At 72.2% G+C, this 23,755-nt stretch carries 20 protein-coding genes and 1 riboswitch; of the genes, 11 read left to right on the top strand and 9 right to left on the bottom strand.

The genetic code is table 11. The annotated features are described in order from the left end of the window. The first annotated feature begins 31 nt into the window (after window positions 1-31). Complete coding sequence (locus Acy02nite_RS14420; protein ID WP_203740808.1) at window positions 32-1,450, top strand: GntP family permease; 1,419 nt, start codon at window positions 32-34, stop codon at window positions 1,448-1,450. A 197-nt stretch (window positions 1,451-1,647) separates the two neighbouring features. Here the strand turns inward: Acy02nite_RS14420 and Acy02nite_RS14415 are convergent, their stop codons facing one another. Continuing rightward, window positions 1,648-2,418: an LLM class F420-dependent oxidoreductase gene (locus Acy02nite_RS14415; RefSeq protein ID WP_203740806.1), complete on the bottom strand. Its 771-nt coding sequence runs from the start codon at window positions 2,416-2,418 to the stop codon at window positions 1,648-1,650. A 56-nt stretch (window positions 2,419-2,474) separates the two neighbouring features. After that, window positions 2,475-2,912: a hypothetical protein gene (locus Acy02nite_RS14410; protein WP_239174785.1), complete on the bottom strand. Its 438-nt coding sequence runs from the start codon at window positions 2,910-2,912 to the stop codon at window positions 2,475-2,477. Between the two features lie 81 nt (window positions 2,913-2,993). Here Acy02nite_RS14410 and Acy02nite_RS14405 point away from each other — a divergent pair, with 81 nt between their 5' ends. Continuing rightward, window positions 2,994-4,787, top strand: coding sequence for a LamG-like jellyroll fold domain-containing protein (locus tag Acy02nite_RS14405; protein ID WP_239174783.1), 1,794 nt, complete (start codon window positions 2,994-2,996; stop codon window positions 4,785-4,787). A gap of 32 nt (window positions 4,788-4,819) precedes the next feature. After that, the gene (locus Acy02nite_RS14400; protein ID WP_203740805.1) at window positions 4,820-5,449 is read left to right on the top strand and encodes a DUF4241 domain-containing protein; all 630 of its coding nucleotides are present in this window, start codon (window positions 4,820-4,822) and stop codon (window positions 5,447-5,449) included. A 673-nt stretch (window positions 5,450-6,122) separates the two neighbouring features. On the opposite strand, the gene Acy02nite_RS14395 is transcribed toward Acy02nite_RS14400, so the two are convergent. Next, window positions 6,123-6,689 carry a TetR/AcrR family transcriptional regulator gene (locus Acy02nite_RS14395; protein WP_203740803.1) on the bottom strand — a complete coding sequence of 189 codons (567 nt, stop codon included), beginning with the start codon at window positions 6,687-6,689 and terminating at the stop codon, window positions 6,123-6,125. A 67-nt stretch (window positions 6,690-6,756) separates the two neighbouring features. Here Acy02nite_RS14395 and Acy02nite_RS14390 point away from each other — a divergent pair, with 67 nt between their 5' ends. Continuing rightward, on the top strand, window positions 6,757-8,157 hold the full coding sequence (locus tag Acy02nite_RS14390; protein ID WP_203740801.1) for an MFS transporter: 1,401 nt from the start codon (window positions 6,757-6,759) through the stop codon (window positions 8,155-8,157). A gap of 134 nt (window positions 8,158-8,291) precedes the next feature. Here Acy02nite_RS14390 and folP read toward each other — a convergent pair whose 3' ends face one another. The 5 genes from folP to Acy02nite_RS14365 all read right to left on the bottom strand — a co-directional run bounded on the left by folP (window position 8,292) and on the right by Acy02nite_RS14365 (window position 15,897). Continuing rightward, window positions 8,292-9,089, bottom strand: coding sequence for a dihydropteroate synthase (gene folP, locus Acy02nite_RS14385; RefSeq protein ID WP_425548162.1), 798 nt, complete (start codon window positions 9,087-9,089; stop codon window positions 8,292-8,294). A 119-nt stretch (window positions 9,090-9,208) separates the two neighbouring features. After that, a complete protein-coding gene (locus Acy02nite_RS14380; RefSeq protein ID WP_203740798.1) occupies window positions 9,209-9,769 on the bottom strand; it encodes a TetR/AcrR family transcriptional regulator in 561 nt (186 codons plus the stop codon). 10 nt (window positions 9,770-9,779) lie between these two features. Then, complete coding sequence (gene cydC, locus Acy02nite_RS14375; protein ID WP_239174781.1) at window positions 9,780-13,322, bottom strand: thiol reductant ABC exporter subunit CydC; 3,543 nt, start codon at window positions 13,320-13,322, stop codon at window positions 9,780-9,782. Between the two features lie 164 nt (window positions 13,323-13,486). After that, window positions 13,487-14,467, bottom strand: a complete 981-nt coding sequence (cydB, locus tag Acy02nite_RS14370; protein WP_203740796.1) for a cytochrome d ubiquinol oxidase subunit II — start codon at window positions 14,465-14,467, stop codon at window positions 13,487-13,489. A gap of 11 nt (window positions 14,468-14,478) precedes the next feature. Then, entirely contained in the window at window positions 14,479-15,897 is a 1,419-nt protein-coding gene (locus Acy02nite_RS14365; protein WP_203740794.1) for a cytochrome ubiquinol oxidase subunit I, read from the bottom strand. Between the two features lie 76 nt (window positions 15,898-15,973). On the opposite strand from Acy02nite_RS14365, the gene Acy02nite_RS14360 reads away from it, so the two are divergent. From Acy02nite_RS14360 to Acy02nite_RS14350, 3 genes are all read left to right on the top strand, one after another. Then, the gene (locus Acy02nite_RS14360; protein ID WP_203740792.1) at window positions 15,974-16,324 is read left to right on the top strand and encodes a BlaI/MecI/CopY family transcriptional regulator; all 351 of its coding nucleotides are present in this window, start codon (window positions 15,974-15,976) and stop codon (window positions 16,322-16,324) included. Further along, a complete protein-coding gene (locus Acy02nite_RS14355; RefSeq protein ID WP_203740790.1) occupies window positions 16,321-17,238 on the top strand; it encodes a M56 family metallopeptidase in 918 nt (305 codons plus the stop codon). The genes Acy02nite_RS14360 and Acy02nite_RS14355 overlap by 4 nt, the downstream gene beginning before the upstream one ends. Before the next feature lie 113 nt (window positions 17,239-17,351). Next, window positions 17,352-17,485, top strand: a riboswitch (cyclic di-AMP (ydaO/yuaA leader). Window positions 17,486-17,500: 15 nt separating this feature from the next. Beyond that, window positions 17,501-18,472 (top strand): C40 family peptidase, encoded by a 972-nt coding sequence (locus tag Acy02nite_RS14350; protein WP_239174778.1) that lies wholly within the window; start codon window positions 17,501-17,503, stop codon window positions 18,470-18,472. A 54-nt stretch (window positions 18,473-18,526) separates the two neighbouring features. Here the strand turns inward: Acy02nite_RS14350 and Acy02nite_RS14345 are convergent, their stop codons facing one another. After that, window positions 18,527-19,021 (bottom strand): MarR family winged helix-turn-helix transcriptional regulator, encoded by a 495-nt coding sequence (locus Acy02nite_RS14345; RefSeq protein ID WP_203740788.1) that lies wholly within the window; start codon window positions 19,019-19,021, stop codon window positions 18,527-18,529. A gap of 53 nt (window positions 19,022-19,074) precedes the next feature. Between Acy02nite_RS14345 and Acy02nite_RS14340 the strand changes: the two genes are divergently transcribed. The 4 genes from Acy02nite_RS14340 to Acy02nite_RS14325 all read left to right on the top strand — a co-directional run bounded on the left by Acy02nite_RS14340 (window position 19,075) and on the right by Acy02nite_RS14325 (window position 23,745). Continuing rightward, entirely contained in the window at window positions 19,075-20,148 is a 1,074-nt protein-coding gene (locus tag Acy02nite_RS14340; protein ID WP_203740786.1) for an epoxide hydrolase family protein, read from the top strand. Window positions 20,149-20,355: 207 nt separating this feature from the next. After that, entirely contained in the window at window positions 20,356-21,645 is a 1,290-nt protein-coding gene (locus Acy02nite_RS14335; RefSeq protein ID WP_203740784.1) for an AAA family ATPase, read from the top strand. Window positions 21,646-21,652: 7 nt separating this feature from the next. Next, window positions 21,653-22,669, top strand: a complete 1,017-nt coding sequence (locus tag Acy02nite_RS14330) for a tetratricopeptide repeat protein (protein ID WP_203740782.1) — start codon at window positions 21,653-21,655, stop codon at window positions 22,667-22,669. 230 nt (window positions 22,670-22,899) lie between these two features. Next, entirely contained in the window at window positions 22,900-23,745 is an 846-nt protein-coding gene (locus Acy02nite_RS14325; RefSeq protein WP_203740780.1) for a phosphatase PAP2 family protein, read from the top strand. The last annotated feature ends 10 nt before the right edge of the window (window positions 23,746-23,755 follow it).

Genomic DNA, 23,755 nt, shown 5'->3' with positions numbered 1-23,755 from the left:
GAAATCCCGGCAGGATGGGTAAGCGCGCGGCATGTCGACCATCACCGATGCGGGCACCGCCCAACTGATCGTCGCCGCGGTGCTCGGCATCGCGGTCGTCGTGCTGCTGATCGCCTGGGCGAAGTTCCATCCGTTCCTGGCGCTGATCCTCGGCACCGCCGCCCTCGGCCTGATCGCCGGCGCCGACCCCGCCAAGATCGTCACGTCGTTCACCACCGGGCTGGGCAGCACGGTCGGCAGCGTCGGCGTGCTGATCGCGCTGGGCTCCATGATCGGTGCGCTGCTGACCGAGTCCGGCGGCGCGGACGGGATCGTCCAGCGGATCGTCACCGGCGTCTCCAGCTCCGCGCTGCCCTGGGCGATGGCCGGGGTCGCGGCGCTCGTCGGGCTGCCGCTGTTCTTCGAGATCGGCGTGGTGCTGCTCGTGCCGATCGTGCTGCTGGTCGCCCGCCGCACCGACGTGGGGCTGCTGCGGATCGGGATCCCGGCGCTGGCCGGCCTCTCCGTGCTGCACGGTCTGGTGCCGCCCCACCCCGGCCCGCTCGTCGCGATCGACAGCCTGCACGCCGACCTCGGCCTGACCCTGATGTTCGGCCTGATCTGCGCGATCCCGACGGTGATCGTCGCCGGTCCGCTCTTCGGCAACTTCATCGCCGCGCGCGTGCCGGTGGCCGTCCCGTCGCGCGAGGCGGTCGCGATCAGCACCGGCGGATCCGCGGAGAGCGCCGGCATCACCGACCACGACCGCGACGGTGTGCCGGACAGCGCCGAGGGGCGCCGCCGCAACCCCGGGTTCTGGCCGGCGGTGCTCACCGTGCTGCTGCCGATCGTGCTGATGCTGGCCCGCGCCGTCGCCGAGCTGACGCTCCCCGAGGGCAACAGCGCGCGGTCGGTCCTCGAGGTCCTCGGCACCCCCGTCGTCGCGCTGCTCTTCGGCGTGCTGCTGGCGATGTGGTCGCTCGGTCACCGGGCCGGCTTCGACCGCCGCGAGACGTCCTCGGTGATCGGCGGATCGCTGCCCCCGATCGCCGCGATCCTGCTCATCGTGGCCGCGGGCGGCGGATTCAAGCAGGTCCTGGTCGACACCGGGGTCGGCAACGTGATCGCGGACGCTGCCAAGGACGCCAACATCAACGCGCTGCTGCTCGGCTTCCTCGTCGCGGTCGGCATCCGGGTCGCGACCGGCTCGGCCACCGTCGCCACGATCACCGCGGCCGGCATCGTGGCGCCGCTCGCGGCCACCCTGGACAAGCCGACGGTGTCGCTGCTGGTGCTGGCGATCGGCTCCGGGTCGCTGTTCTTCTCGCACGTCAACGACGCCGGCTTCTGGCTGGTCAAGGAATACTTCGGGATGACCGTCGGCCAGACCATCAAGACGTGGTCGGTGATGGAGACGATCATCTCGGTGGTGGGCTTCGCCTGCGTGATGCTCATCAGCCTGGTGGTCTGACGGCTCGTCGGGCGATCCGTGCTCAGACCCATTCGAGGTGGGCGCCGAACCGCTGCAGTTGCAGAAACGCACCGTAGGAGTAGGCGCCCAGCCGCACGGATGGACGCGGCGCTGTGCTTGGTGTGCCGGCGCGACTGATGCCGGTGGGACTGGCTCAGCCGTCCATGCTGAGCCGGTCCGCCACGCGGTGGGCCGGGCTACGCGTTCAGTTTGTCGCGCCAGGCGAGGAACTCGCGGAGTTCGGTGAGGTCGGGCGTGGGGCCGCCGGTGTGGACGGTGAAGAGGCGGGCGCCGAGCTCGTACATCCGGTCGCGGTTCTCGGTCTTGCCCATGACCGAGATCTCGATCTCGGAGGGGTCGCGGCCGAGGTCCGCGCAGTGCTGTCCGAGGATGCCCAGTTTGCGTTCGAGGGTTTCCGGGTCGGAGAAGCTGTGCCAGATGTCGGCGTGCTTGGCGGTCAGGCGCAGGGTCTTCTTCTCACCGCCGCCGCCGATCAGGACGGGGATGTCGCGGGTGGGCGGCGGATTCAGCTTCTCCCAGCGGGACTCGATGCGCGGGAGTGCGGTGGCCAGGTCGTCGAGGCGGCCGCCGGCCGTGCCGAACTCGTAGCCGTACTCGGTGTAGTCACGTTCGAACCAGCCCGAGCCGATACCGAGGATCAGCCGGCCCTCGGAGATGTGGTCCACGGTGCGGGCCATGTCGGCGAGCAGCTCCGGGTTGCGGTAGCTGTTGCAGGAGACCAGGGCGCCGATCTCGACGCGGGAGGTGGACTCGGCCCACGCGGCAAGCATGGTCCAGCACTCGAAGTGCAGGCCGTCCGGCTCGCCGCTCAACGGGAAGAAGTGGTCCCAGTTGAACAGCACGTCGACGCCGGCCTCCTCGGCCTCGGCGGCGGTGCGGCGGATGGTGGCATAGTCCATGTGCTGCGGCTGCAACTGGAGCCCGATCCGGACCCGTCTGTCGATCATGGGTCCAGCCTAAGGCCTGACCACGCCGCGGCCCTGGCCGAACTTCACAACGCGCCTCAGGGGCAGGTGTCGTCGATCTTCTGGCTGATCGTGCTGAACTCGCCGTTCAGGAAGGCCTTCGGATCGGTTGCCGTGCTGGCCGCCGTCAACCGGGCGGCGATCAGGTCGGCCGCTGTCCTCTGCGCGGGTGCCTCGCTCTTCGCCCCGGCTGCGGTGACCTGCGTGGCCATCTCGCCGAACGTCTGGCGCAGGCCGTCCTTGGCGGCGTCGTCCGTGCCGGTCGCGTAGGCGGCGGCCTTCACCGCGCCGTCGGTGAGGATCTTGTAGATCGCCGTGCACACGTACGCCGGCTGACCGGCCGAGGCGGAGGGCACCGGCGCGACGCTGAACGGCGCGGAGACCGAGCCGGGGTTCACCTTGATCTCGCAGCCGGCGGCGAGGGCCACGACGGCGAGCAGGGTGACGGGCACGGCGATGCGGCGGCGCAGCGGCACGGCATTCCCCTTTCTCGATTGCAGTACGCGGCAGCATAGTGGCCCCGCCACCTTTGTGCAGCCAACAAGTTAGCTATCAACGTGGCCAATCTCCATAAAAGGGTCCTTGTCGCCGGCATCGCGACTGTCCTCGCCACCGCCGGCGGCCCGGCCTTCGCCGAGATCGTCTCGCCGAGCCCGGTGACCTCGCCGTCCTTCAACGGCCCGGTCTACGCGGTTGCCTACCGGGGCAGCACCGTCTATGTCGGTGGCAGTTTCACCAAGGCCAGCGCAGGCGGTCGCACCGTGGAGCGCATCCGGCTGGCCGCGTTCGACTCGCTCACCGGCGCCCTGCTCGACTGGAGGCCCAGCGCGGACGCGAACGTGCGCGCTCTCGCCGTGGACGGTGACACGGTTTACGCGGCCGGTGACTTCGACCGCGTGAACGGTCAGCTCCGGGACTCGATCGCCGGGCTGGACGCGGCCGGCGGCTGGCTCACGTCAATGCGGCACACCGTGCTGGGGCAGCCGAACGCGCTGGCCACCGGGCACGGGCGCGTGTATCTCGGCGGGCGGATCGCAGCCGTGGACGGGCTGCCGCGGGCCAACCTTGCCGCGTTCAGCACGGCGACCGGTGAGCTCGAGGCCTGGGCGCCGACGACCGACGACACGGTGCACGCGCTCGCGTCCGGCCCCGATCGGATCTACCTGGGCGGAAGCTTCCACCGGACGAACGGGGCCCGCTCGACCCTGCGCCTGTCCGCGGTCGACCCGGTCACCGGCGCGCTCGACCCCAGGTTCGTGCCGAGACCGGTCTCGCAGGTGTTCGCGCTGGCCGCCGCCCCGGACGGGGTGTACGCGGCGCTCGGCGGCCTCGGCGGGCGGGCCGTGTCGTACACCAGGGAGGGCGCCATCCGCTGGACCCGGGTCTTCGACGGCGACGCGCAGGCGATCACCGTGCTGGGCGGGACCGTCTACGTCGGGGGACACTTCGACAGCGCCTGCACCACGACGAACAACGGGGTCAAGGGCAGTTGCACCGACGGTTCGGTGACCCGCGGGAAACTGGCCGCCGTCGACCCGCAGGGCAACCTGCTCGCCTGGGCGCCGCAGGCCAACGGGGTCGCCGGGACACGATCGCTGGCCGCGAGCCCGGAACTCGCCTCGATCAGCGCGGTGGGTGACTTCACCACTGTCGGCGGGTTGCCGCGCAAGCGATACGCCGAGTTCGGCGCTTTCCGGAGGACCGAAAGTGGTCAGCTGAGGTCGGACTACGTGGCGTCGTACAACTTCGACACCACGGTCACGGACGGCACCTTCGACGACGGCTCCGGGCGCGGTCACCTGCTCCGGACGGTCACGCGCAACGGCGCCACGCCGAAGATGATCACTCATGGCCTCGGCCAGGCGCTGCAGTTCCCGGCGAAATGCACCGGCCCTGCCTGCCCACGCCTGATCCTGCGGAGCCAGCCGGCCCTCGATCTCAACCCCGGGAACCGGCCCATCCGGTACGGCGCGGGAGTGCTCCTGTCCTCGGCGGAGACGTCCAGCGGCGAGAACATCCTGCAGAAGGGCTACTCGACCGGTGGCGGCCAGTACAAGCTGCAGGTCGACGGCATCTCCGGCAAGCCCAGCTGCGGCATCGGCGACGGCACGATCCACCTGGCGCGCAGCCGTGTCTCGGTCGCCGACGGGAACTGGCACAGCCTGGAGTGCCGCCGCACCGGCTCGGCGCTGTCCCTCCTGGTGGACGGCGTGGTGCGGGCCATCGTGCCGGTGGCGGCCACGCTCGCGATCGACACCGACGCGCCGCTGACCGTCGGGGGCAAGGGCGGCGGGACCGACAACGATCAGTTCCACGGCAGCCTCGACGACGTGTGGGTGCACATCGGATAGGTCCTGTCGTACGGGTCCGGTACCTTGCCCGCATGCCTGATCTCGACCGCCTGCTGCAGGCCGGTTCCCGTCACGTCCAGGACGACGTGGCCTACGTCGTCGAGCCACACCCGCTCGGCGCCCTCAAGCTGCCCACCGGTCGGCTGGCCGCCTTCGACCCGGGCGTCACCGACGAGGAGGACGAGCCGTTCTCGGTCGCCCTGACGCCGGGGGATTATCAGGTCGTCGCCTGGGTCGCGGTGCTGGAGAAGGAGGATCGGGAGTGGCAGCGGCGGGTCTCCGCCCTGCAACTGGTGGTCCGCGACGAGCCGGTCGCGTCGTGGGAGCTGGCCCTGGTCGACAGCGACGAGCCGGATCAGCTGGAGCCGGGCGAGTTCTTCGGGTACGGCGTCGACACCGGCGCCGGCGCGTTCGCCGATCTCAGCGCGTCCCGCATCCTCGCCGAGTGGGACTCGGAGGACTTCGAGGAGGCGTTCGACCCCGACGAGTTCCCGGAGGAGCCGGTGCCGGGCCACTTCGACCAGGTCGTCGACGAGGACTCCGGCGCCAACGTGATCATGGTCGAGTCGGGCTGGGGCGACGGTTACTACCCGACCTACGTGGGCCGCACCGAGTCGGGCGAGGTTGCCTGCTTCGTCACGGACTTCCTCGTCATGCCCTGAGCTCTCAGCAGGCTGGAAACGCACAGCGTGTGCCGGTCGGAGGTCCGGCACACGCTGTCTTCGCTCCGCCGGGGTGGCGGGCGGCGGTGCTGTCCGGGTCGACGGCGACCGCGAGGCGGGGTCCCGCCGGCCGGACGTAGCCGGTAGCCCCGCGGTAACCATGCGTCCCGGAATCGAAGGTCATCGTTGCAGCCATGTTGCGCCAGTGCAACAGTCCGCCGCAATTGTTTCCGCCCGTCGCATTCCGCCCGTCGCATAGACGGCCGGACGCGATGCTCTGCCGACCCGAGGCGCCGGGCGCCGAGCCGGGCTGCGCCGAGCCGCGCTGCGCCGAGCCGGACCGCGCCGCGCCGGGAAGGGCCGTGCTGCGCCGCGCCGTCGCGTGGACGGCCGGACGCGAGGTATTGCCGGACCCAGGCTGCGGCCGCGGCTGGGGGTTCCGGCTGGTGCTCATGGGCGTTATCCGGGACGGATAACGCCCATGAGCACCAGCCGGGAGGGGTGGGCGCGGCTGGGCCTTGAGCCGGGACTGGCTCGCGGAGGTGGACCAGGGGTGCGGAGTGTGGCTGCGGGTGGGGACTGGCTGGCGGAAGTGGGCCGGGGAGTGTGGCTGCGGGTGGGGACTGGCTGGCGGAAGTGGAGCGGGGACTGCGGAGTGCGGTCGCGGGCCGGCTTACTCCGTACCGGGAAACGGATCTTGGTCGGGGAAAGTGCTCAGCAGTGAACGCATCCACGGCTGGCTGGGGACCGGGTCGGGGCCGATGACGCGCATCGCGCCGAGGACCGTGATCAGCATGCCCATGGCGAAGAAGTCGCGGGCCTCCTCCGGGGAGGCGCCGGTCAGGTCACAGACGGTCTGGTAGAGGTGGCCGTAACAGGTGCGAACGGCGTCGCCGACGACCGGGTCCTCGGCGGCGGCGTAGCCGTGCAGGAGGACGGCCAGCAGCTCGCGCTCGGCGAGCAGGTCCTTGTAGGCCAGGCCGAGGCTCGCCAGGGACGGCTCGCGGTCGGCGGCGGCGCGCCAGGTGGCCTCGATGCGCTCGCCCGCGTAACGCAGGGTGGCCAGGAAGAGCTCCTGCTTCGAGCCGAAGATGCGGATCACGTACGGCTGTGACACGCCGGACAGTCGCGCCACCTGGTCGGTGCTCGTGCCGGCGTATCCGCCCTGCGAGAACGCGATGAGGGCGGCCTGGACGATCTGCTCCTGGCGCTCCGATGCGGTGAGGCGGCTCCGAGTCATGTTGACAGGTTATCAGTTGATGCTTACCGTCCTTAGTTATCAGTCGATAACAACTTACGGGGGAGCCGTGACAACTCTCGCTCTGGAAAAGACCGGCGCACCGGTCAGGCGGACCCGGCCGATCGCGGCCGTCCTCGCCGCCGTCGGCATCCCGACGTTCATGGTTTCGCTGGACAACCTGGTGGTCAGCACGGCGCTGCCGGTGATCCGCACGGAGTTGCACGCGTCGATCACCGACCTGCAGTGGTTCGTCAACGCGTACACGCTGCCGTTCGCGGCGTTCCTGCTCACCGCTGCCGCGCTCGGCGACAGGCTCGGCCGGCGGCGGATGTTCATCGGCGGCATCATCATCTTCACGCTCGCCTCCGCGGCGGCCGCGCTCAGCGCCGAGGCGTGGCAGCTCACGGCGGCCCGGGCGATCCAGGGGCTGGGTGGCGCGGCGATCACCCCGCTGGCGCTGACCCTGCTGGCCAGAGCGGTGCCGGCCAACTTCCGGAACGCGGCGGTCGGCATCTGGGGCGGGATCACCGGGCTGGGGGTGGCGGTCGGCCCGGTGGTCGGCGGCGCGGTCGTCGACGGACTGCACTGGTCGTGGATCTTCTGGCTGAACGTGCCGGTCGGCGTGGTCGCGGTGGTGCTGGCGGCGACGGTGCTCGACGAGAGCCGTGGGGACGGGCGCAGGCTCGACCCGATCGGCCTGGTCCTCTCCGCCGGCGGGATGCTGCTGCTCGTCTGGGGTGTCGTCGACGGGCCGGACCGCGGCTGGACCTCCGGGCGGGTGCCGGTCATGCTCGGCGCCGCGGTCGTGATGCTCGCCGGGTTCGTCTTCTGGCAGGCGCGCAACAGTGCGCCGATGCTGCCGCTGCGACTGTTCCGCAGCCGCGGGTTCAGCCTGGTCAACGTGGTGACGCTGACGTTCTCGGCGGGTGCTTTCGGGTCGGTGTTCCTGCTCGCCCAGTTCTTCCAGGTGGTGCAGGGGCTGAGCCCGTTGCAGGCCGGCCTGCGGACGCTGCCGTGGACCGCGGCACCGATGATCGTGGCACCGCTCGCCGGTCTGTTCGCGGGGCGGATCGGTCAGCGGAACCTGATCTTCGCCGGTCAGGTCTTCCTGGCGGGCGGCCTGCTGTGGATGGCGCTCGGGCTGTCGGTGACCGCTTCCTACACCTCGCTGATCGGGGCGTTCGCGCTCGCCGGGATCGGCATGGGCCTGACCTTCGCGCCGGTCAGCACGATGGTCCTGGCCAGCGTGGACCAGGATTCCCAGGGCGTGGCGTCGGGCACGAACAACACCATCCGGGAGTTCGGGGTGGCGGCTGGCGTGGCGGCGCTGTCGTCGATCTTCAGCTCGCTCGGCGGGTTCACGAGCTTCGATTCCTTCATCGACGGTACGCGTCCGGCCGTGCTGACCGGGGCTGCGGTGATCGCCGTCGGGGCGGTGGTCGCGCTGGCCCTCCCGCGCCGCGCCTGACCGCCACGCCACCGAGGGGGACCTGCCGCGTGCGGGCCGGCGTTCCAGCTGGTCCGCACGGTGCTGTGCCGGTTACCGGTCATCCACGCGCCGACCCTGCCGGTCGCGCCGCACCGCCCGTACGCGGGAAGGTCTCAGATGTTGTGTTTGAGGTAGGCGGGCTCGCGCCAGCCCAGCATCGCCTCCGTCATCCGGACAGCGTCGTACGCGGCGCGAACGTCGTGCACGCGCATGATCCGCGCCCCGCGCAGGATGCTGAAGACGACGGTGGCCAGGGTGCCGGCGAGCCGTTCCTGCTGGGGCCGGTCGAGGGTCTCCCCGATGAAGTCCTTGTTGCTGAGCGCCGCCAGCATCGGGTAACCGATGGCCGCGATCTCGTCGAGCCGGCGGGTCAGCTCGAGCGAGTGCAGCGTGTTCTTGTTCAGGTCGTGACCGGGATCGATGATGATCTGATCCGGTCGCACGCCGCGGGAGAGCGCGAGCGCGACCTTCTCCCGCAGGAACGCGGCCACCTCGAGCGTGACGTCCTGGTAGCGGGGGCTCGGGTAGTGGGTGCGCGGCGCGGCCAGGCTGTGGCAGATGACCAGCTGGGCGTCGGTGCCGGCGACCACGTCGGCCATGGCCGGGTCGCGCAGGCCGGACGTGTCGTTGACAACCCCGGCGCCGTGCCTGATCACCTCGGCGGCGACCTCCGGGCGGAACGTGTCGACGGAGACGACGGCCAGGTCGCGGGCCGCTTCGACGACCGGCAGGACGCGGTCCAGCTCCTCGGCCGCGGAGACTTCCGGCCCGGGCGCGAACGGCACCCCGCCGATGTCGATCCAGTCGGCGCCCTCGGAGGCCGCGTGCCGGACGGCCTCGGTCGCCTTCTCCAGCGCGAACGTCCGGCCCCGGTCGTGGAACGAGTCCGGTGTCCGGTTGATGATCGCCATCACGACGACCTGGCGGGAGAAGTCGTAGGTCCGGCCACCGATGATCCGGGCGCTGTTGTCGCTCACAACGGGCGACCCTAACAGCGCCCGGTCGACCGGTTCCCAGGCGGATCCGCAGCTCATCCGTGCCGCGCGGCGCAGCCCTTGACCAGCTCGGTGACCCAGTCGACGGCGACCTGGGCCTGTTCCGGCCGCCCGCTGTGCAGCCCGTCCACGATCAGCCAGACGCGGTCGGCCAGCAGATCGTCGCCGCCGAGCTCGGCCACCAGCCGGTCCACCAGCGCGCGACTGTCCGCCAGGTAGCCCCGCGCCACCCGGGCCGGCTCGTCGTCGGCGCCCGGGAACTCGGTCAGGTAGTTCCGGAACGCGCACCCTCGCCAGCCGGGCCGCCGGGTGTTCTCGGCGATCTCGCTGACCAGCGCGATCAGCTGCCCGGCCGGCCCGTGTGCCCAGCGCATCGCCTCCGCGGCGGCCTGCTCCCGTTCCCGGCGGACCAGTCGCAGGTACGCCGCGGCCAGCTCGGCCTTGCTCGGGAAGTGCCGGTAGAGCAGGTTCTTCCCGCACCCGGCCACCTCGACGACCTGGGCCATGCCGACCGCCCGGACCCCGTACCGGTAGAACAGCCCGGCGGCGGCGGTCAGGATCGTGTCGCGGGTTCCCGGGACCGGCGTACGTGCCATGCTGCCTAGACTAGAGGACTCCGACATTTAGGCGTCCGTCGGACAGTTCGTAGATTTCGTCCACGAGGTGCAGGCCCTCGGCGCGATGCGCGAAGACCAGCACGGTCCGCCCCGAAGCCGCGCTCAGCAGGTCGTTCATCAACTCGCGGGCCCCCGCCTCGTCGATGCCCTCGGTCGGCTCGTCCAGGATCAGCAGCGCCGGGTCGGCCAGCAGCGCCCGCGCCGTCGCGAACCGCCGCCGCTGCCCGCCCGACATCGTGCCGCCCCCGGTCCCGAGCCAGGTGTCCAGCCCCCGCGGCAGCCCGGCCAGCCACGGTCCGAGCCCGACCCGCCGCAGCACGGCGACGAGCTCCGGATCGGTCACGCCGGGCGACGCGAGACGCAGATTCTCCCGTACGGTCGAGGCGAACACGTGTCCTGTCTCGTCCCCGACGAGCACGGCCTTCCCGCCGACCCGCACGGTTCCGGCGCGCGCCGCGAGCAGCCCGCCGAGCACCGCGCCCAGCGTCGACTTCCCCGATCCGGAGCGGCCGGTCACCGCGACCCTCGCCCCGGGCGCGAGTCGCAGGTCCACGCCGTCGAGGGCGGGCTCGCCCGCCGGATCCCAGCCCGCCACGAGTCCGGAAACGATCACGGCCCCGTCCGCGCAGGGCTCGGCGGCCCGGTCGCCGGCCGGGGTGCCGGCGGGGGTGTCGGCGGTCAGGGCGGCGACGCGGCGTTCGGCGCCGGCGGCCCGGCGGCGGGCGATCGCGGCGTCCGGCAGGGCCACCACGGGCTCGCCGAGCGCGATCACCGCGAGCAGCACCACGGCGCTCCACTCGGCGGAGATCCCCGCGCCGGCCAGGGCCAGCGCGGTCCCGGCCGCCGCCACGGCCCAGCCGAGCTGGGCGACGGCCGCGGCCAGTCCCGACGTCCGCGCCGCCCGCGCCTCCAGCTCCGCGAGGGTCCGGCTTCTCTCCTCCGGTACGCCGGAGCGCCCGGCCCCGGCGCCGATCTCCTCGACCCCGTCGACCGTCTCGACCATCGCGTCCCGCAGGGCGGCCCGGGCCACCCCGGTCGCCGTGTCCTGCCGGCCGGCCTGCCACGACGCGATCATCGGCGCGACGACCGCGGAGATCAGCACGCCGAGCGCGAGGGCCCCCGCCACGCCGAGCGCGATCCCGGCCGCGGCGACCCCGGCGACCGCGACCACCACGCCCGCCGTGATCGCCGGCAGCCGGCCCCGCAGCAGCCCGTCCACCCGGGCGTCGACGTCGTCGACCAGGCGGGTGAGCAGATCCCCGCGCCGGTGCAGGCGAGCCCCCGGCACCCGCGGGATCAGCTCCCGGTAGACGGCCGCCCGCCGGCTCCCCAGCCGGGCGAACGCCACGTCGTGCGCCACCAGCCGCTCCAGGTACCGCAGCAGCGGCCGGGTCACCGCGCTGCCGCGCACCAGCACGACCGCCGCCGAGAGCGTCAGCACCGGCGGCAGGGCGGCCGCCCGGACCAGCAGCCACGCCGCCGACCCGGTCAGCACGATCCCGCCGAGCGTCGCCCCCGCCCCGAGCGCGACAGCCACCCAGGAACGCCGCCACCATGCCCGCGCCGGCGTGTCCGCCGGCTCGGACGCCGCGTCCCGGCCGGCGCGCCCGGCCGGCGCGGCAGGTGCGGTCTGCGTAGTAGGCGCGGTTCGCGCGGCGGACGCGTTTGGCGCGGTTGCCGTGGCGGATGCGGTTGCCGCGGCGGACGTGTCCACTTCGGCGGGGCCGTCGACGGCGGACGGGACCGGCGCATGGACCTCGACGACGCGGTCGGCGGCGGCCAGCAGCGCCGGCCGGTGCGCCACGACGAGGACGGCGCAACCCCGCTGGGCGAACTCCCGCAGCCGTTCCACCACCAGGCGCTCGGCAGCCGGGTCGAGGTGCGCGGTCGGCTCGTCCAGCAGCAGTGTGACCACCGGGAGCGGGCGCCGCTTCGGCCCGGGCTCGTCGCGCTGCGGGCGGTCGGCGGCGCGCCGCGTCAGGGCGGCGGCCCGGCCGGCCCGGTGCAGCAGCGCGGCCAGGGCCAGGCGCTGCCGCTGACCGGCCGAGATGCCGTTGCCGTGCTCGCCCAGCGGGGTGTCCGCGCCGACCTCGGTGTCCAGGCCGACCATGCCCAGCGCGGACTGGATCTCATCCTGGGAAGCGTCGGCCGCGAAGGCCTCGCCCACGGTCCGGGCGTGCGGCAGAGCCGGCCGTTGCGACAGGTGGAACGCCCGCCCGACGGCGACCGCCCCCGCGTCGGCCGGATGCAGCCCGGCGAACACCCGCAGTGCGGTGCTCTTGCCCGCCCCCGACGCTCCGCGCAGCGCCACGATCTCCCCGGCCCGGACCGTCAGCTCGTCCAGCCGCAGGGCGTCGCCACCCGCGCCGGGATACGACGCGCGCAGGCCCGCCGCGGAAACTCCCCACCGGGCCGTCTCCGCCAACGCCGTCCACTCCGCGGCCGGTGTGCCCGCGGCCGGTGTGCCTGCGGCCGGTGTGCCCGCGGCCGGTGTGCCCGCGGCCGGTGTGCCTGCCTCCAGCGTGTCGGCGGTGGCGGACGGGTGCGCGGACGCCTCGGAGTCCGGCTGGGACGCGTGCTGCGGGGCGGTGAGGATCTCGTCGACGTCGGCGATCACGGCGGTGGCGTCGGTGGCGGCGTGGTAGCGCGCGGCCATCTCCCGCAGCGGGCGGTAGACCTCGGGCGCCAGCAGGATCGCGAGCAGGGCCGGCGCCAGCGACATCGAGCCGCCGGCCACCCGGATCCCGGCCTGGACCGCGACCAGCCCGACGGAGAGCGTGCCGACCAGGTCCAGGGCGGTCGAGGAGAGGAAGGCGACGCGCAGGACCCGCAGCGTGGCCCGGCGGTGGCGATCGGTCAGGTCGGCGATGACGTCGACCTGGCGCTCGGCGCGGCCGTACATCCTGAGGGTCCCGAGACCGCGGACGACGTCGAGGAAATGTCCGGCGAGCCGGGCGTCCGCCGCCCAGCGCTGCCGCGCGCGGGCCTGCGTGGCCCAGCCGATCAGCGCGCCGAGCAGCGGGATCAGCGGGAGGGTGAGGAGCGCGATCGCCGCCGAGGCCGGGTCGGTCAGGAACATCACGGCGATCACCGCGGGCGGCAGCAGCACGCCGAGGACCAGGGACGGCAGGTAGCCTGCGAACCACGGCCGCAACGAGTCGAGCCCGGTGCCCAGGACGGTGGTGAGCCGGCCCGCGCCGTAGGAGGCGACCCACGCCGGGCCGCGCCGGACCACCGTGGCCAGCAGCGAGCGCCGCAACTCGTCGGTGACGCGCGCGGCCGTCCGGCGGGCGGTGACCTGCTCGGCCCAGGAGAGCAGCCCGCGCGCGGCGAACGCCCCGGCCAGCAGCGCGATCGCCGCGGCGCGCGTCCCGCCGGGGAAGAGGGACGACGGGGCCACGATCTGGGTGAGCGCCGCCGCGATGACGAGCGTGGCCGCGGCCTGACCGGTCCCGATCACTGCGAGCACTGCCACCCCGCCGCGTGAGCTGCGGGCGTGACGCAGCAGCCGCGGGTCGATCGGCCCGCGCACGACCCGCCGTGCGCCGGACGGCGGGGCGGGGGTGGACGGTGGCGGGGCTGACGGCGTACGGGAAACGGGGTGGAAGGAACCTGGACCGGAAGCGGCCGGGAGTGATCCGGAGGGCCCGGTGGCCGGCGCGAAGCGAGCCGGTCCGACGCGGCGCAGGGCGGCCTTCACGACGCGATCCGCTCACTGGCGACGCGGCGCCGGAAGACCCAGTAGGACCAGGCCTGATAGGCGAGCACCCCGGGCAGGACGATCACCCCGGCGATCGTGATCAGCTGCAGGGCGGACGGGGTGGCCGCAGCCTCGGCGCGGGTCAGCGACCACAGCGGGTCGAGGGTGCTGCGCAGCACGACCGACCCGTGCGCGGTGAAGACCGTGACGACCGCACCGGCGACGCCGACCGCGACCGCGGTGAACGCGCTGCCCTCGCGGCCTCGGCGGGCGAGCATGCCGGCGACGAAGCAGACCACCGCGGCGACCAGCGTGATCCGGGAGCCGGTGGCGACGCCGGCCAGCAGCAGGCCGACAGTGCCGAGGTTGCCGCCGTTACGGGCCAGCGACACCGCGCGGCGCCGGACCGGGCCGGTGGTGCGCAGGGCCAGGAACGTCGCGCCGAGCAGCACCGTGCCGAGCAGGGCGGCCAGCGCGCCCAGGCCTGCGGCGGGCGTGACCAGTGGCGCGAGGCTGCGGCCGAGCCCGGACCCGATCACGGCGCCGTCGGCGTTCAGGGCCAGGCCGTGCACGAAGACGCCGAGCTGCGCGCCCCACAGCAGCACCACCCCGGCCGACGATCCGGCCAGGAGCCAGTCGCAGCGGCGGCGCCAGGCCGGCGAGTCGTGCTTGCCGCGGAACTCCAGGGCGACGCCGCGCACCGCGAGCAGCAGCAGGATGGCGACCATCGGCAGGTAGAGGGCGGAGAGCAGCACCGCGTACCACGCGGGGAAGGCGGCGAAGGTGACGCCGATCGCGGCGACCAGCCACACCTCGTTGCCGTCCCAGAACGGGCCGATCGTGCGGATCGCCGCGCCCCGCTCGTGCTCGTCACGCCCGAGGAACGGCGCGAGCACGCCGACCCCGAAGTCGAAGCCCTCGAGGACGAAGTAGAGCACCCAGGCGAGGACGAGGATCGCGAACCAGAAGGTGATCATGACTCGGACTCCTAGTAGGCGGGAACGGGCTGGGCCTCGGCCGCCTCGACCGGGGTCTCCGGCGCGAGGGGCTTGCGGGACAGGTGGACGACGAGCTTGTACCAGGCGACCGCGAGCAGGCCGTAGATCAGCGTGAACCCGGCGAGCGACGCGACGACCTCGGCGCTGGTGAGCCCGGGGGAGATGCCGTCGGACACCTTCGAGATGCCGAACGCCAGCCACGGTTGCCGGGCGGTCTCGGTGAACACCCAGCCGAACGTGTTGGCGGCCGCCGGCAGCAGCGGCGAGAGCAGCAGGATCCGCTTGGCCCAGCCGGGCACCCCGGCGCCCAGCTGCAGGAACGCCGGCAGCAGCGGGATCCTGAAGCGGCGCGAGGAGGAGGACGCCCAGAGGTAGTACGCCGCGAGGGCCATCCCGGCCACCCCGGCGCCGATCATCAGGCGGAACGTCCAGAACGCGACCGGGATCATCGGCACGTAACTGCCGGGGCCGAACTGAGCCACGTACTGCGCCTGCAGGTCGTCGATGCCCTGCACCGTCCCGTCGAACGAGCCGGTGCCCAGGAACGAGAGCAGGTGCGGGATCTCCACTGTGAGGAACGGCTTCTCGTGCCCCAGCTTGCCGAGCGCGAACACCGAGAACGGCGCCCCGGTCGTCGTCTCGTAGAGCGCCTCGGCGGCGGCCATCTTCATCGGCTGCACCGCGGTCATCACCTTGCCGAGGTGGTCGCCGGTGATGGCGGTCATCGCGCCGCCGATCAGCATCAGCCACGCGCCGGCCCGGGCGAGCGTCCGGAACGCGGCGTCCGCGGCGAGCCGCCACACCCCGATCGCCAGGAGCAGGCCACCGCCGGCCATCGCCGCGCCGGCCATCGTGTGCGGGAAGGCGGCGAGCACCACCTCGTTGGTGAGCAGCTCGCCGAAGCTCGTCAGGTGGGCCCGGCCGGTCTGCGGGTCCAGCGCGTACGCCACCGGGTTCTGCATGAAGGAGTTCGCCGCGAGGATGATGTACGCCGAGAGCAGCGTCCCGACCGCGACGACGACGATCGTGGCGGCGTGCAGCCTGCGGGGCAGCCGGCCCCACCCGAAGTACCAGAGCGCGAGGAACGTCGCCTCCAGGAAGAACGCGAGCATCCCCTCGATCGCCAGGGTCGGGCCGAACACGTCGCCGTAGAACTTGGCGAACGCGCTCCAGCCGAGCCCGAACTGGAACTCCTGCACCAGGCCGGTGACCACGCCGACCGCGAACGTGACGATCAGCAGCTTGCCGACGAACTTCGTCAGGTGCAGGAACTTCTCCGAGCCGGTATGCATCCAGGTCAGGTGCAGGCCGGCCGCGACCGCCGACAGGCTGATCGACAGCGGCACGAACAGGTAGTGATAGATCGTCACGACCGCGAACTGCAGCCGGGTCAGGTCGAGCACGTCCATCGGGTGTCCCCCTCTACGACTCTTCGTAGTAGATACTACGAGACGTAGTACGACGGTCCCTAGTAGGATGGGTCACATGGCACTTGGCGAACTTGAACGTGAGGTCATGGCGCAGCTGTGGGACGCGCCCGAACCGCTGACCGTGCGGCAGGTCCACGCCGGGATCCTGGCCGGCCGCGACCTGGCGTACACGACCGTGATGACGGTCCTCGACCGTCTCGCCAAGAAGAAGCTCGTCGTGCGGACGACCGAGGACCGCGCTTACAAGTACGCGCCGGCGCAGTCGCGGGCCGAGCTGACCGCAGCCCTGATGTTCGACGCGCTCAACGGCACTCCCGATCAGGACGCCGCGCTGGCATACTTCCTCGGTCAGTTGCCGCCCGGCGCGATCCAAGCCGCCCTGGATGCCACACCGAAAGAGACGTGACCGCCCTTCTTCTCGGCGCTCTCGGGCTGACCCTCTCGCTGGTCGTCCCGGGACTCCTCGCCCCTGCCCGCTGGCCCGACCGCGCACCGGTCGCCGCCGTCCTGCTCTGGCAGGCGCTCACCCTCACCGCGGTGCTCTGTGCCCTCGGCGTCGTGCTGGCCGCCCCGGAGGAGCTGACCCGCGCGGCCGGCGCGGACCACCCGTGGGTCGTCGCGGCGCTGGTCTTCTCCCTGGTGGTCGCCGCCACCATCGTGATCCGGCTGCTGATCTCGCTGATCAAGGTGAGTGTGCGGGCGCGGGCCCGGCGCGAGCGGCACCGGATGCTCGCCGACCTGCTCGACCGGGCCGAGCGCCACCGGGAACTGGGCGGGGCCGAGGTGCGCGTGCTGGACGGTGCGCTGCCGCTGGCCTACTGCGTGCCCGGCCGCGAGCCGCGGGTCGTGCTCAGCGACGCGGTGCTCACAATCCTGGACCGTGAGCAGGTCGACGCGGTGCTCGCGCACGAGCAGGCGCACCTGCGGCACAAGCACGAGCTGGTGATGGAGTCGTTCACCGCCTTCTACCAGGCGGTGCCGCGGCCGCTGCGGTCCCGGGCGCCGCTCGACGCCGTGCATCTGCTCCTGGAGATGGTCGCCGACGACGCCGCGCGCCGCCGCACCGGGCCGGCTCCGCTGCGCGCCGCGCTGGCCCGGCTCTCCGACGCCGTCCCCCTTGCGGAGGAGGCGCCGGCGGACCCGGCGGGTGAATCCCGGCGCCGCAGACTTGACCGGCTGGCCGGCCCGGCGCCCCGCTCGACGGGACTGTCGGCCCTCGCCGGGGCCGCCGCCGTGGGCCTGCTGGTGCTACCCACGGTGATCCTGATCGTGCCCTGGCTCGCTCGGGCGCTGGACGCGTGGCCGTTCCGTTCACTGTGAGTGCTCATCCTGGTGCGGGTAGTTTCCCTCCGGACGCGACCTTCATTTGCCTGCATGATCCGAGTACGGTGGTCCCCGGTTCGACAGCCCCCCATCGTCCAACCGGCCGATCTGACGAGCCACCGCCCAATCGCCGCGAGGCGAGCCGGGGACCCAGGTTCCTCGGGGTGAAGCCGCGGTGACGCGGCCGGGTGTGCTTCCCGCCCGAACCCGTCAGCTAACCCGGTCGGCGGCCGAGAGGAAGAAAGGACAACGCACCTACGTGAAACGGATAGGCGCGCGGGGTGTGCTACGCAGTCTGGTCTGCGCCGTCATCGCTGCCGGGTTTGTTGTCACCGGACCTGTCGTCGCCCACGCCGATCCAACGTCGAGCGAGGTCGAAGCCCAGATCGACAAGCAGTGGAACCAGCTCGAGCCCGTCATCGAGGACTACAACGACGTGCACGGGAAGCTGACCAAGCTGCAGAAGCAGCAGAAGCAGCTGTCCACGACGCTGGCCCCGCTGCAGAAGCAGGTCGACGCGGCGATGGGCGAGGTGCGGGTCATGGCGGCGGACGCCTACATGCAGGGCCCGCCGACCGCTGTCGCGGCGCTCCTCAGCGGGTCCCCGAGCAGTCTGACCGAGAAGCTCTCGCTCCTCGAGCAGCTGGCCGCCAACCGGCAGGCGTCGATCGGCGACGTCGTGAAACTCCGCGACAAGTACGCCGCCGACAAGGCCAAGGTGGACGCCCTGGCCACCGAGATCAGCACTCGGGACGCCGACCTCAAGAACAAGAAGACGGCGATCGAGAAAGAGATCACCTCCCTGCAGAAACTGCGCCTGAAGGTGTACGACGCCGAGGACACCGAGTTCAAGACCGGTCCCTGCCCGGCCACCTACACCAACGACAAGGGCGGTCGGGCGGCGCAGCGGGCGTGTGACCTGATCGGTAAGCCGTACGTCTTCGGTTCCGAGGGCCCGAACAGCTACGACTGTTCCGGCCTGACGAAGGAGGCGTGGGCCGCCGTCGGCGTGCACCTCGAGCACTACACGAAGGACCAGTGGGGTTCCGGAAGGTCGGTGAGCCGGGACGAGTTGAAGCCCGGTGACCTGGTCTTCTACTACTCCGACGTGCACCACGTGGCCATCTACATCGGCAACGGCATGGTGGTGCACGCGCCGCACACGGGCGACCACGTGCGGATGGCCACCATCGATCGCGGCCCCATCGCCGGTTATCGCCGGCCGGGCTGATCCACGCTCGAGCTCGACAAGGCCGCTCCCGGTCCGCCGGGGGCGGCCTTTTCTTCACCCCATTCCGCCGTACGGCGTGGAGGCCGCCCGCCGCGCGATGCCGCCCGTCTCGGGGGCCGCGGTGACCCGGCCCGCGCCCCGGTGATGCTCCAGGAGCCGTCGCAGCAGCGTGACCAGCTCCTCCCGCTCGTCGGCGGCCAGCGGCGCCAGCAACTCCTCCTGCATCCGGGCGGCCCGCTCGGCCAGTTGCGCGGCCCGGGCGAGCCCGTCGTCGGTGATCGCGATGATGTTGCGCCGCCGGTCGGCCGGGTCGGGGGAGCGGCCCACGAACCCGTCCGCCTCCAGCTCGTTGAGCGCGCCGACCAGGTCGCTGAGGTGAATGCCGGTGCGCCTGCCGAGATCCGCCTGACTGGCCGGCCCCTCGGTGGCCAGTGACCTGAGCAGCCGCAGGTGATAGCCCCGCGCCCCGACCTGCGCGAAACCGTCGCTGACGAGGCGGTGGGCGTGTGCGGCGGTCTGGGTGAGCAGCCAACTCGCCAGGTGGTCCATGTCCCGACGATACCATTGGACAGACAAACGTTAGTCCGTCTAACGTTAGTCGCATGAACGAATTCTCGCTCCATGTTCCGCAGTCCGAGCTCGACGACCTCGACGATCGGCTGGCGCGCACCCGCTGGCCCGATGAGCTGCCCGACGCCGGTGACGAGTACGGCATCTCGCTGTCCCGCGTGCGCGGGCTCGCCGAGCGGTGGCGGCGGTTCGACTGGCGGGCGCACGAGAAGGAGCTGAACGCGTACCCCCAGTTCGTCCTCGACGTCGACGGCGACCGCGTGCACTTCCTGCACCTGCGCAACGCCGACCCCGGGGCGCTGCCGATCGTCCTCACGCACGGCTGGCCCGGTTCCACTGTCGAGTTCCTGGATGTGGTGCTGCGGCTCGCCCAGCACTTCCACGTCGTCGTCCCCGCGATTCCCGGCTTCGGGCTGTCCGGGCCGACCACCCGCCGCGGCTGGAGCCAGCAGCGGGTGGCCGCGGCCTGGGCGACGCTGATGAGCGAGCTGGGCTATCGGCGCTACGGCGCGCAGGGCGGCGACTGGGGCTCCGGCATCTCCCGCCACCTGGCCGTCGTCGCGCCGGAGAACGTGGTCGGCGTGCACGTCAACTACCTGCCCACCCTCGGCCCGCCGGACGGGCTCTCGGAGAGTGATCAGGCGCGCCTCGCCAGAACCCAGGAGCTGTCCCGGAACAGGCATCCCCACCAGTGGCTCTTCGCTTCAGGGCCGCAGACCCCGGCGTACGGGTTCACCGACTCGCCGGCCGGTCTGCTCGCCTTCTGGGCGGACAAGTTCGACCGCTGGTGCGATCCGGCCACGCCCGTTCCCGACGACAGGATTCTCGCCGACGTGGCCCACCACTGGTTCCACCGCACCGGCGGGTCGTCCGCGAGACTGGTGAAGGAGAGCGGGGTGAACGTGCCGGTGACGTGCGCGGCGCCGCTGGGCGTGGCCGTTCTCCCGGGTGACATCACCCAGTCGATCCGGCCGCTCGTCGAGAAGCAGTACAACGTCCGGCACTGGACCGAGTTTCCCCGCGGCGGGCATTTCGCGGCGCTGGAGGTGCCGGATCTGTTCGCCGACGACGTGATCACGTTCTTCCGGACACTGGCCGATGGCTGATCGTGCCGCCCGGCTGGTCCGCACGGTCGTTGTTCGTGTCTCATGACCACCGTGGGGACCAGCCGGGGGTGGGCGTCGCGGCTGGTCCTGGCGGTGATTGTTCGTGCCTTGTGGCCACCGTGAGGGCCAGCCCGGGGGTGGGCGTCGCGGCTGGTGGGGAAAGGGTGAGCGGCCGGGGCCAGGGCGGCGCGGGCATAATCGCGTCTCATGAGCGATGCCTTGATCGACAGCCTCACCGCGGCGGTGCAGGCCCGCCCCGACGACCTGCCGTTGCGGCTGCACCTGGCCGAGCTGCTGGTCGCGGCCGGGCGTGGGGCGGAAGCGATCGAGCACGCCGCTCAGGTGCTCAGCCGCGAGCCGGGCAACGAGGCCGCGCGGGGGTTGATGGCGTCCGCGCTGGCCCCGCCGAAGGCCGCGGAGCAGACCGGCCCGGCGCCCTCAGTCGGCCCGGCGCCGTCAGCCGGGCCGTCCGGCGCGGATCCGGCGGCGGGTCGCCCGGCGGCGCAGGCCGGCGGCGTCGACTGGGCCGCGATGGAGCAGGAGTTCGGCGACGTCGTCCCGCCCCGGTTCGCCAAGGCCGGCGACGAGCCCGAGCCGGTGACGGGCCACGCGGACCGCTCGTTCGACGTCGAGCGCTCCACGGTCACCCTCGCCGACGTCGGTGGCATGGCCGAGGTCAAGAAGCGGCTCGAGGTCTCGTTCCTCGGTCCGCTGCGCAATCCGAAGCTGCGCAGCCTGTTCGGCAAGAGCCTGCGGGGCGGCCTGCTGCTCTACGGCCCGCCCGGCTGCGGGAAGACGTTCCTGGCCCGCGCTGTCGCGGGGGAGATGGGCGCCGCGTTCATCTCGCTGTCGATCACCGACGTGCTGAACATGTGGATCGGCAGCTCCGAGAAGAATCTGCACGACCTGTTCGAGTCGGCGCGCGGCCACGCCCCGTGCGTGCTGTTCCTGGACGAGATCGACGCGCTCGGGCACAAGCGCAGCCAGCTCAACTCGTCGGCGATGCGGACCGTGGTCAACCAGCTGCTCACCGAGCTCGACGGGGTGCAGGGCGGCAACGAGGGCGTCTTCGTGCTGGCCGCGACGAACGCGCCGTGGGACGTCGACGGCGCGCTGCGGCGGCCGGGCCGCCTCGACCGTACTGTCCTGGTGCTCCCTCCGGACGCCCCGGCCCGGGCCTCGATCATCGAGTACCACCTGCGCGACCGCCCGGTCGCCGGCGTCGATCTGACGGCGGTCGCCGCGGCCACCGAGAACTTCTCCGGAGCCGACCTGGCACACCTCTGCGAGACCGCCGCGGAGTACGCGATGCGCGACTCGATCGCCACCGGCGAGATCCGCATGATCAACCAGTCGGACATGCTGAACGCGGCCCGTGAGGTCCGCCCGTCCACCGACGCCTGGTTCACCACTGCCCGCAACGTCGCCATGTTCGCCAACCAGAGCGGCGAATACGACGACCTGGCCGCGTACCTCAAGAAGCGTAAATCTCGGTGACGGCGCTGTGACGGCGGCCGCGCGCGCACGTCTGCTCGCCGAACTGGGCCGTTTCGACCAGGCCGAAGCCGAACTCCGCCTCGGCCTGCTGACCCGGCCCGGTGATCCGGAACTGCTGGCGCTGCTCGCGTCGGTGCTCAGGCTCGACGAGCGGCACGACGACGCCCTCGCCGCCGCGGATGCCGCGGTCGAGGCGGCACCCGGATCCGCCGGGGCGCACGCGGAACGTGCCGAGAATCTGATCGCCCTTGCCCGTACGCGGGAAGCTGTCGAAGCCGCGAGTGAGGCGGCGCGCCTGCGACCGGCGGAACCGGAGGTCCACCGGGTCCTGGCCAGAGCCCATGCCGCCGGCCGGGACTTCGGCCGTGCCCGCGCGGCGGCGCGGCAGGCCCTGGCGTTCGACCCTCGATCGGTGTCCAGCCTGCTGACCCTCGCCGAGGTGGAACGCGTCGCCGGTCGCCGCCGTGCCGCGGCCCGGGCCACCCGGGCGGCACTGGCCGAGGATCCGGGACATCCCGGCGGCCGCTGGCTGATCGCCCTGCTCAACGCGGAGCGGCTGCACGTCGGCGAGGCCATGCGAGGCCTGCGTGACCTGGCCGCCGAGAACCCGGCCCGGCTGCGCGCCGAGGCTCTCGCCTGGCCCGTCCTCGGTGTGCTCGCCGGGCTGCGGCGCGGCCTGGCGGTCGGGGTGCCGCTGACCCTGGCCGTGCGCCTCGCGATGCCGTGGTGGAGTCTTGCGGGCCTGTTCGCGCAGGGGATCGCTCTGGTCGTGGCGGTGGTCATGATGTCCTTCACGGCTCGCGTCCTGCTGCCCGCGGGCCGCCTGCCGTGGCGGTCCCTGGCGTTGCTGCCGCGGCACCCGGTGACCACCGAACTGGTCACGGCGGGCGTGTCGGTTCCGCTGCTCGTCTGGTACGCCCTGGGCGCCCGGTGGCTACCGCTCGCCCTATCAGTCGTTACTGTGAGCGTGCTGATCATTTCGGGTTCGTTACGGATGCGGGTTACATCACTAAACTCGCGCTAAAACTTGCCCATATGGCAAGATCGCCGGATGCTGTGCGTCATGGTTCATTCAAGCTCCGCTTGACCGGCCTTCACCCCGCGGCTACCGGCCACGAGGTCATCGCAGGTCAAGGCCAGTGTTGCCGGTCCTCACTAGAGTGACGCGGTGTCACGTGATGTGGCCATTTTTAGCTTTTTATCGTGCCGGCGCGCCTTCCCCCGCACGCCGGCCGGCTCATCGAGGAGCTTGCCGTGAGCGTCGACGTCCCACCCGCTTCAACGCGGTCCCGCTGGCTCTCCGCGCTCCGTGAGCTCGGCCTGGTAGCGATCATGTTCCTGGTTTACAAGATCGGCCGGATCGCGGCGACCGGGCACGTCAACGAGGCGTTCGACAATGCGCACAAGGTCTGGGACTTCGAACGATGGCTGCATCTCCCGGGTGAGCTGAGCGTGCAACACCGGCTGATGTCCTGGCACTGGCTGGTCGAAGTGGCGAACAGCTACTACGCGTACGTACACTTCCCGGCCACCGTGATCTGCCTGATCTGGCTGTACCTCCGGCGGCCCGCGCACTACCGGTGGACCCGCAACGTGCTCGCCCTGCTCACCGGGGCCGCGCTGCTCGTGCACTTCGCCTACCCGCTGGCGCCGCCCCGGATGCTCGGCGACACCGGGATGCTCGACCTGGGACGCCTCTACGGCCCCGCGGTGTACGGCGCTCCGGAGACCGACCAGCTCTCCAACCAGTACGCCGCCATGCCGTCCCTGCACGTCGCCTGGGCCGTGGTGGTCGCGGTCGTGCTGATCACCGCCACCTCGGCGCGCTGGCGTGGGCTGTGGCTGCTGCACCCCGTCATCACGCTGATGGTGGTCGTGGCGACCGGCAACCACTACTGGCTGGACGCGATCGCCGCGGTGGCGTTGCTCGCCATCGCGTATGTGCTGATGCGCCCGTACTACCCGTCGGGCCGGGTGGAGGTGGTCGTCGCCGGCGGTGTGCCGTCCGCCGAGCTTCTGCCCGCGGTGCAAGCGAGCTCCGAGGCCGGGGCCGCGCCGCACCAGCGGCTGCCGATCGAGGAGCCTGTCCTGCGCCGGTAGATCCGGGGTT

The sequence above is a fragment of the Actinoplanes cyaneus genome, from assembly GCF_016862095.1.
Taxonomy (GTDB): domain Bacteria; phylum Actinomycetota; class Actinomycetes; order Mycobacteriales; family Micromonosporaceae; genus Actinoplanes; species Actinoplanes cyaneus.
This window is presented reverse-complemented; position numbering and strand designations above follow the sequence as displayed.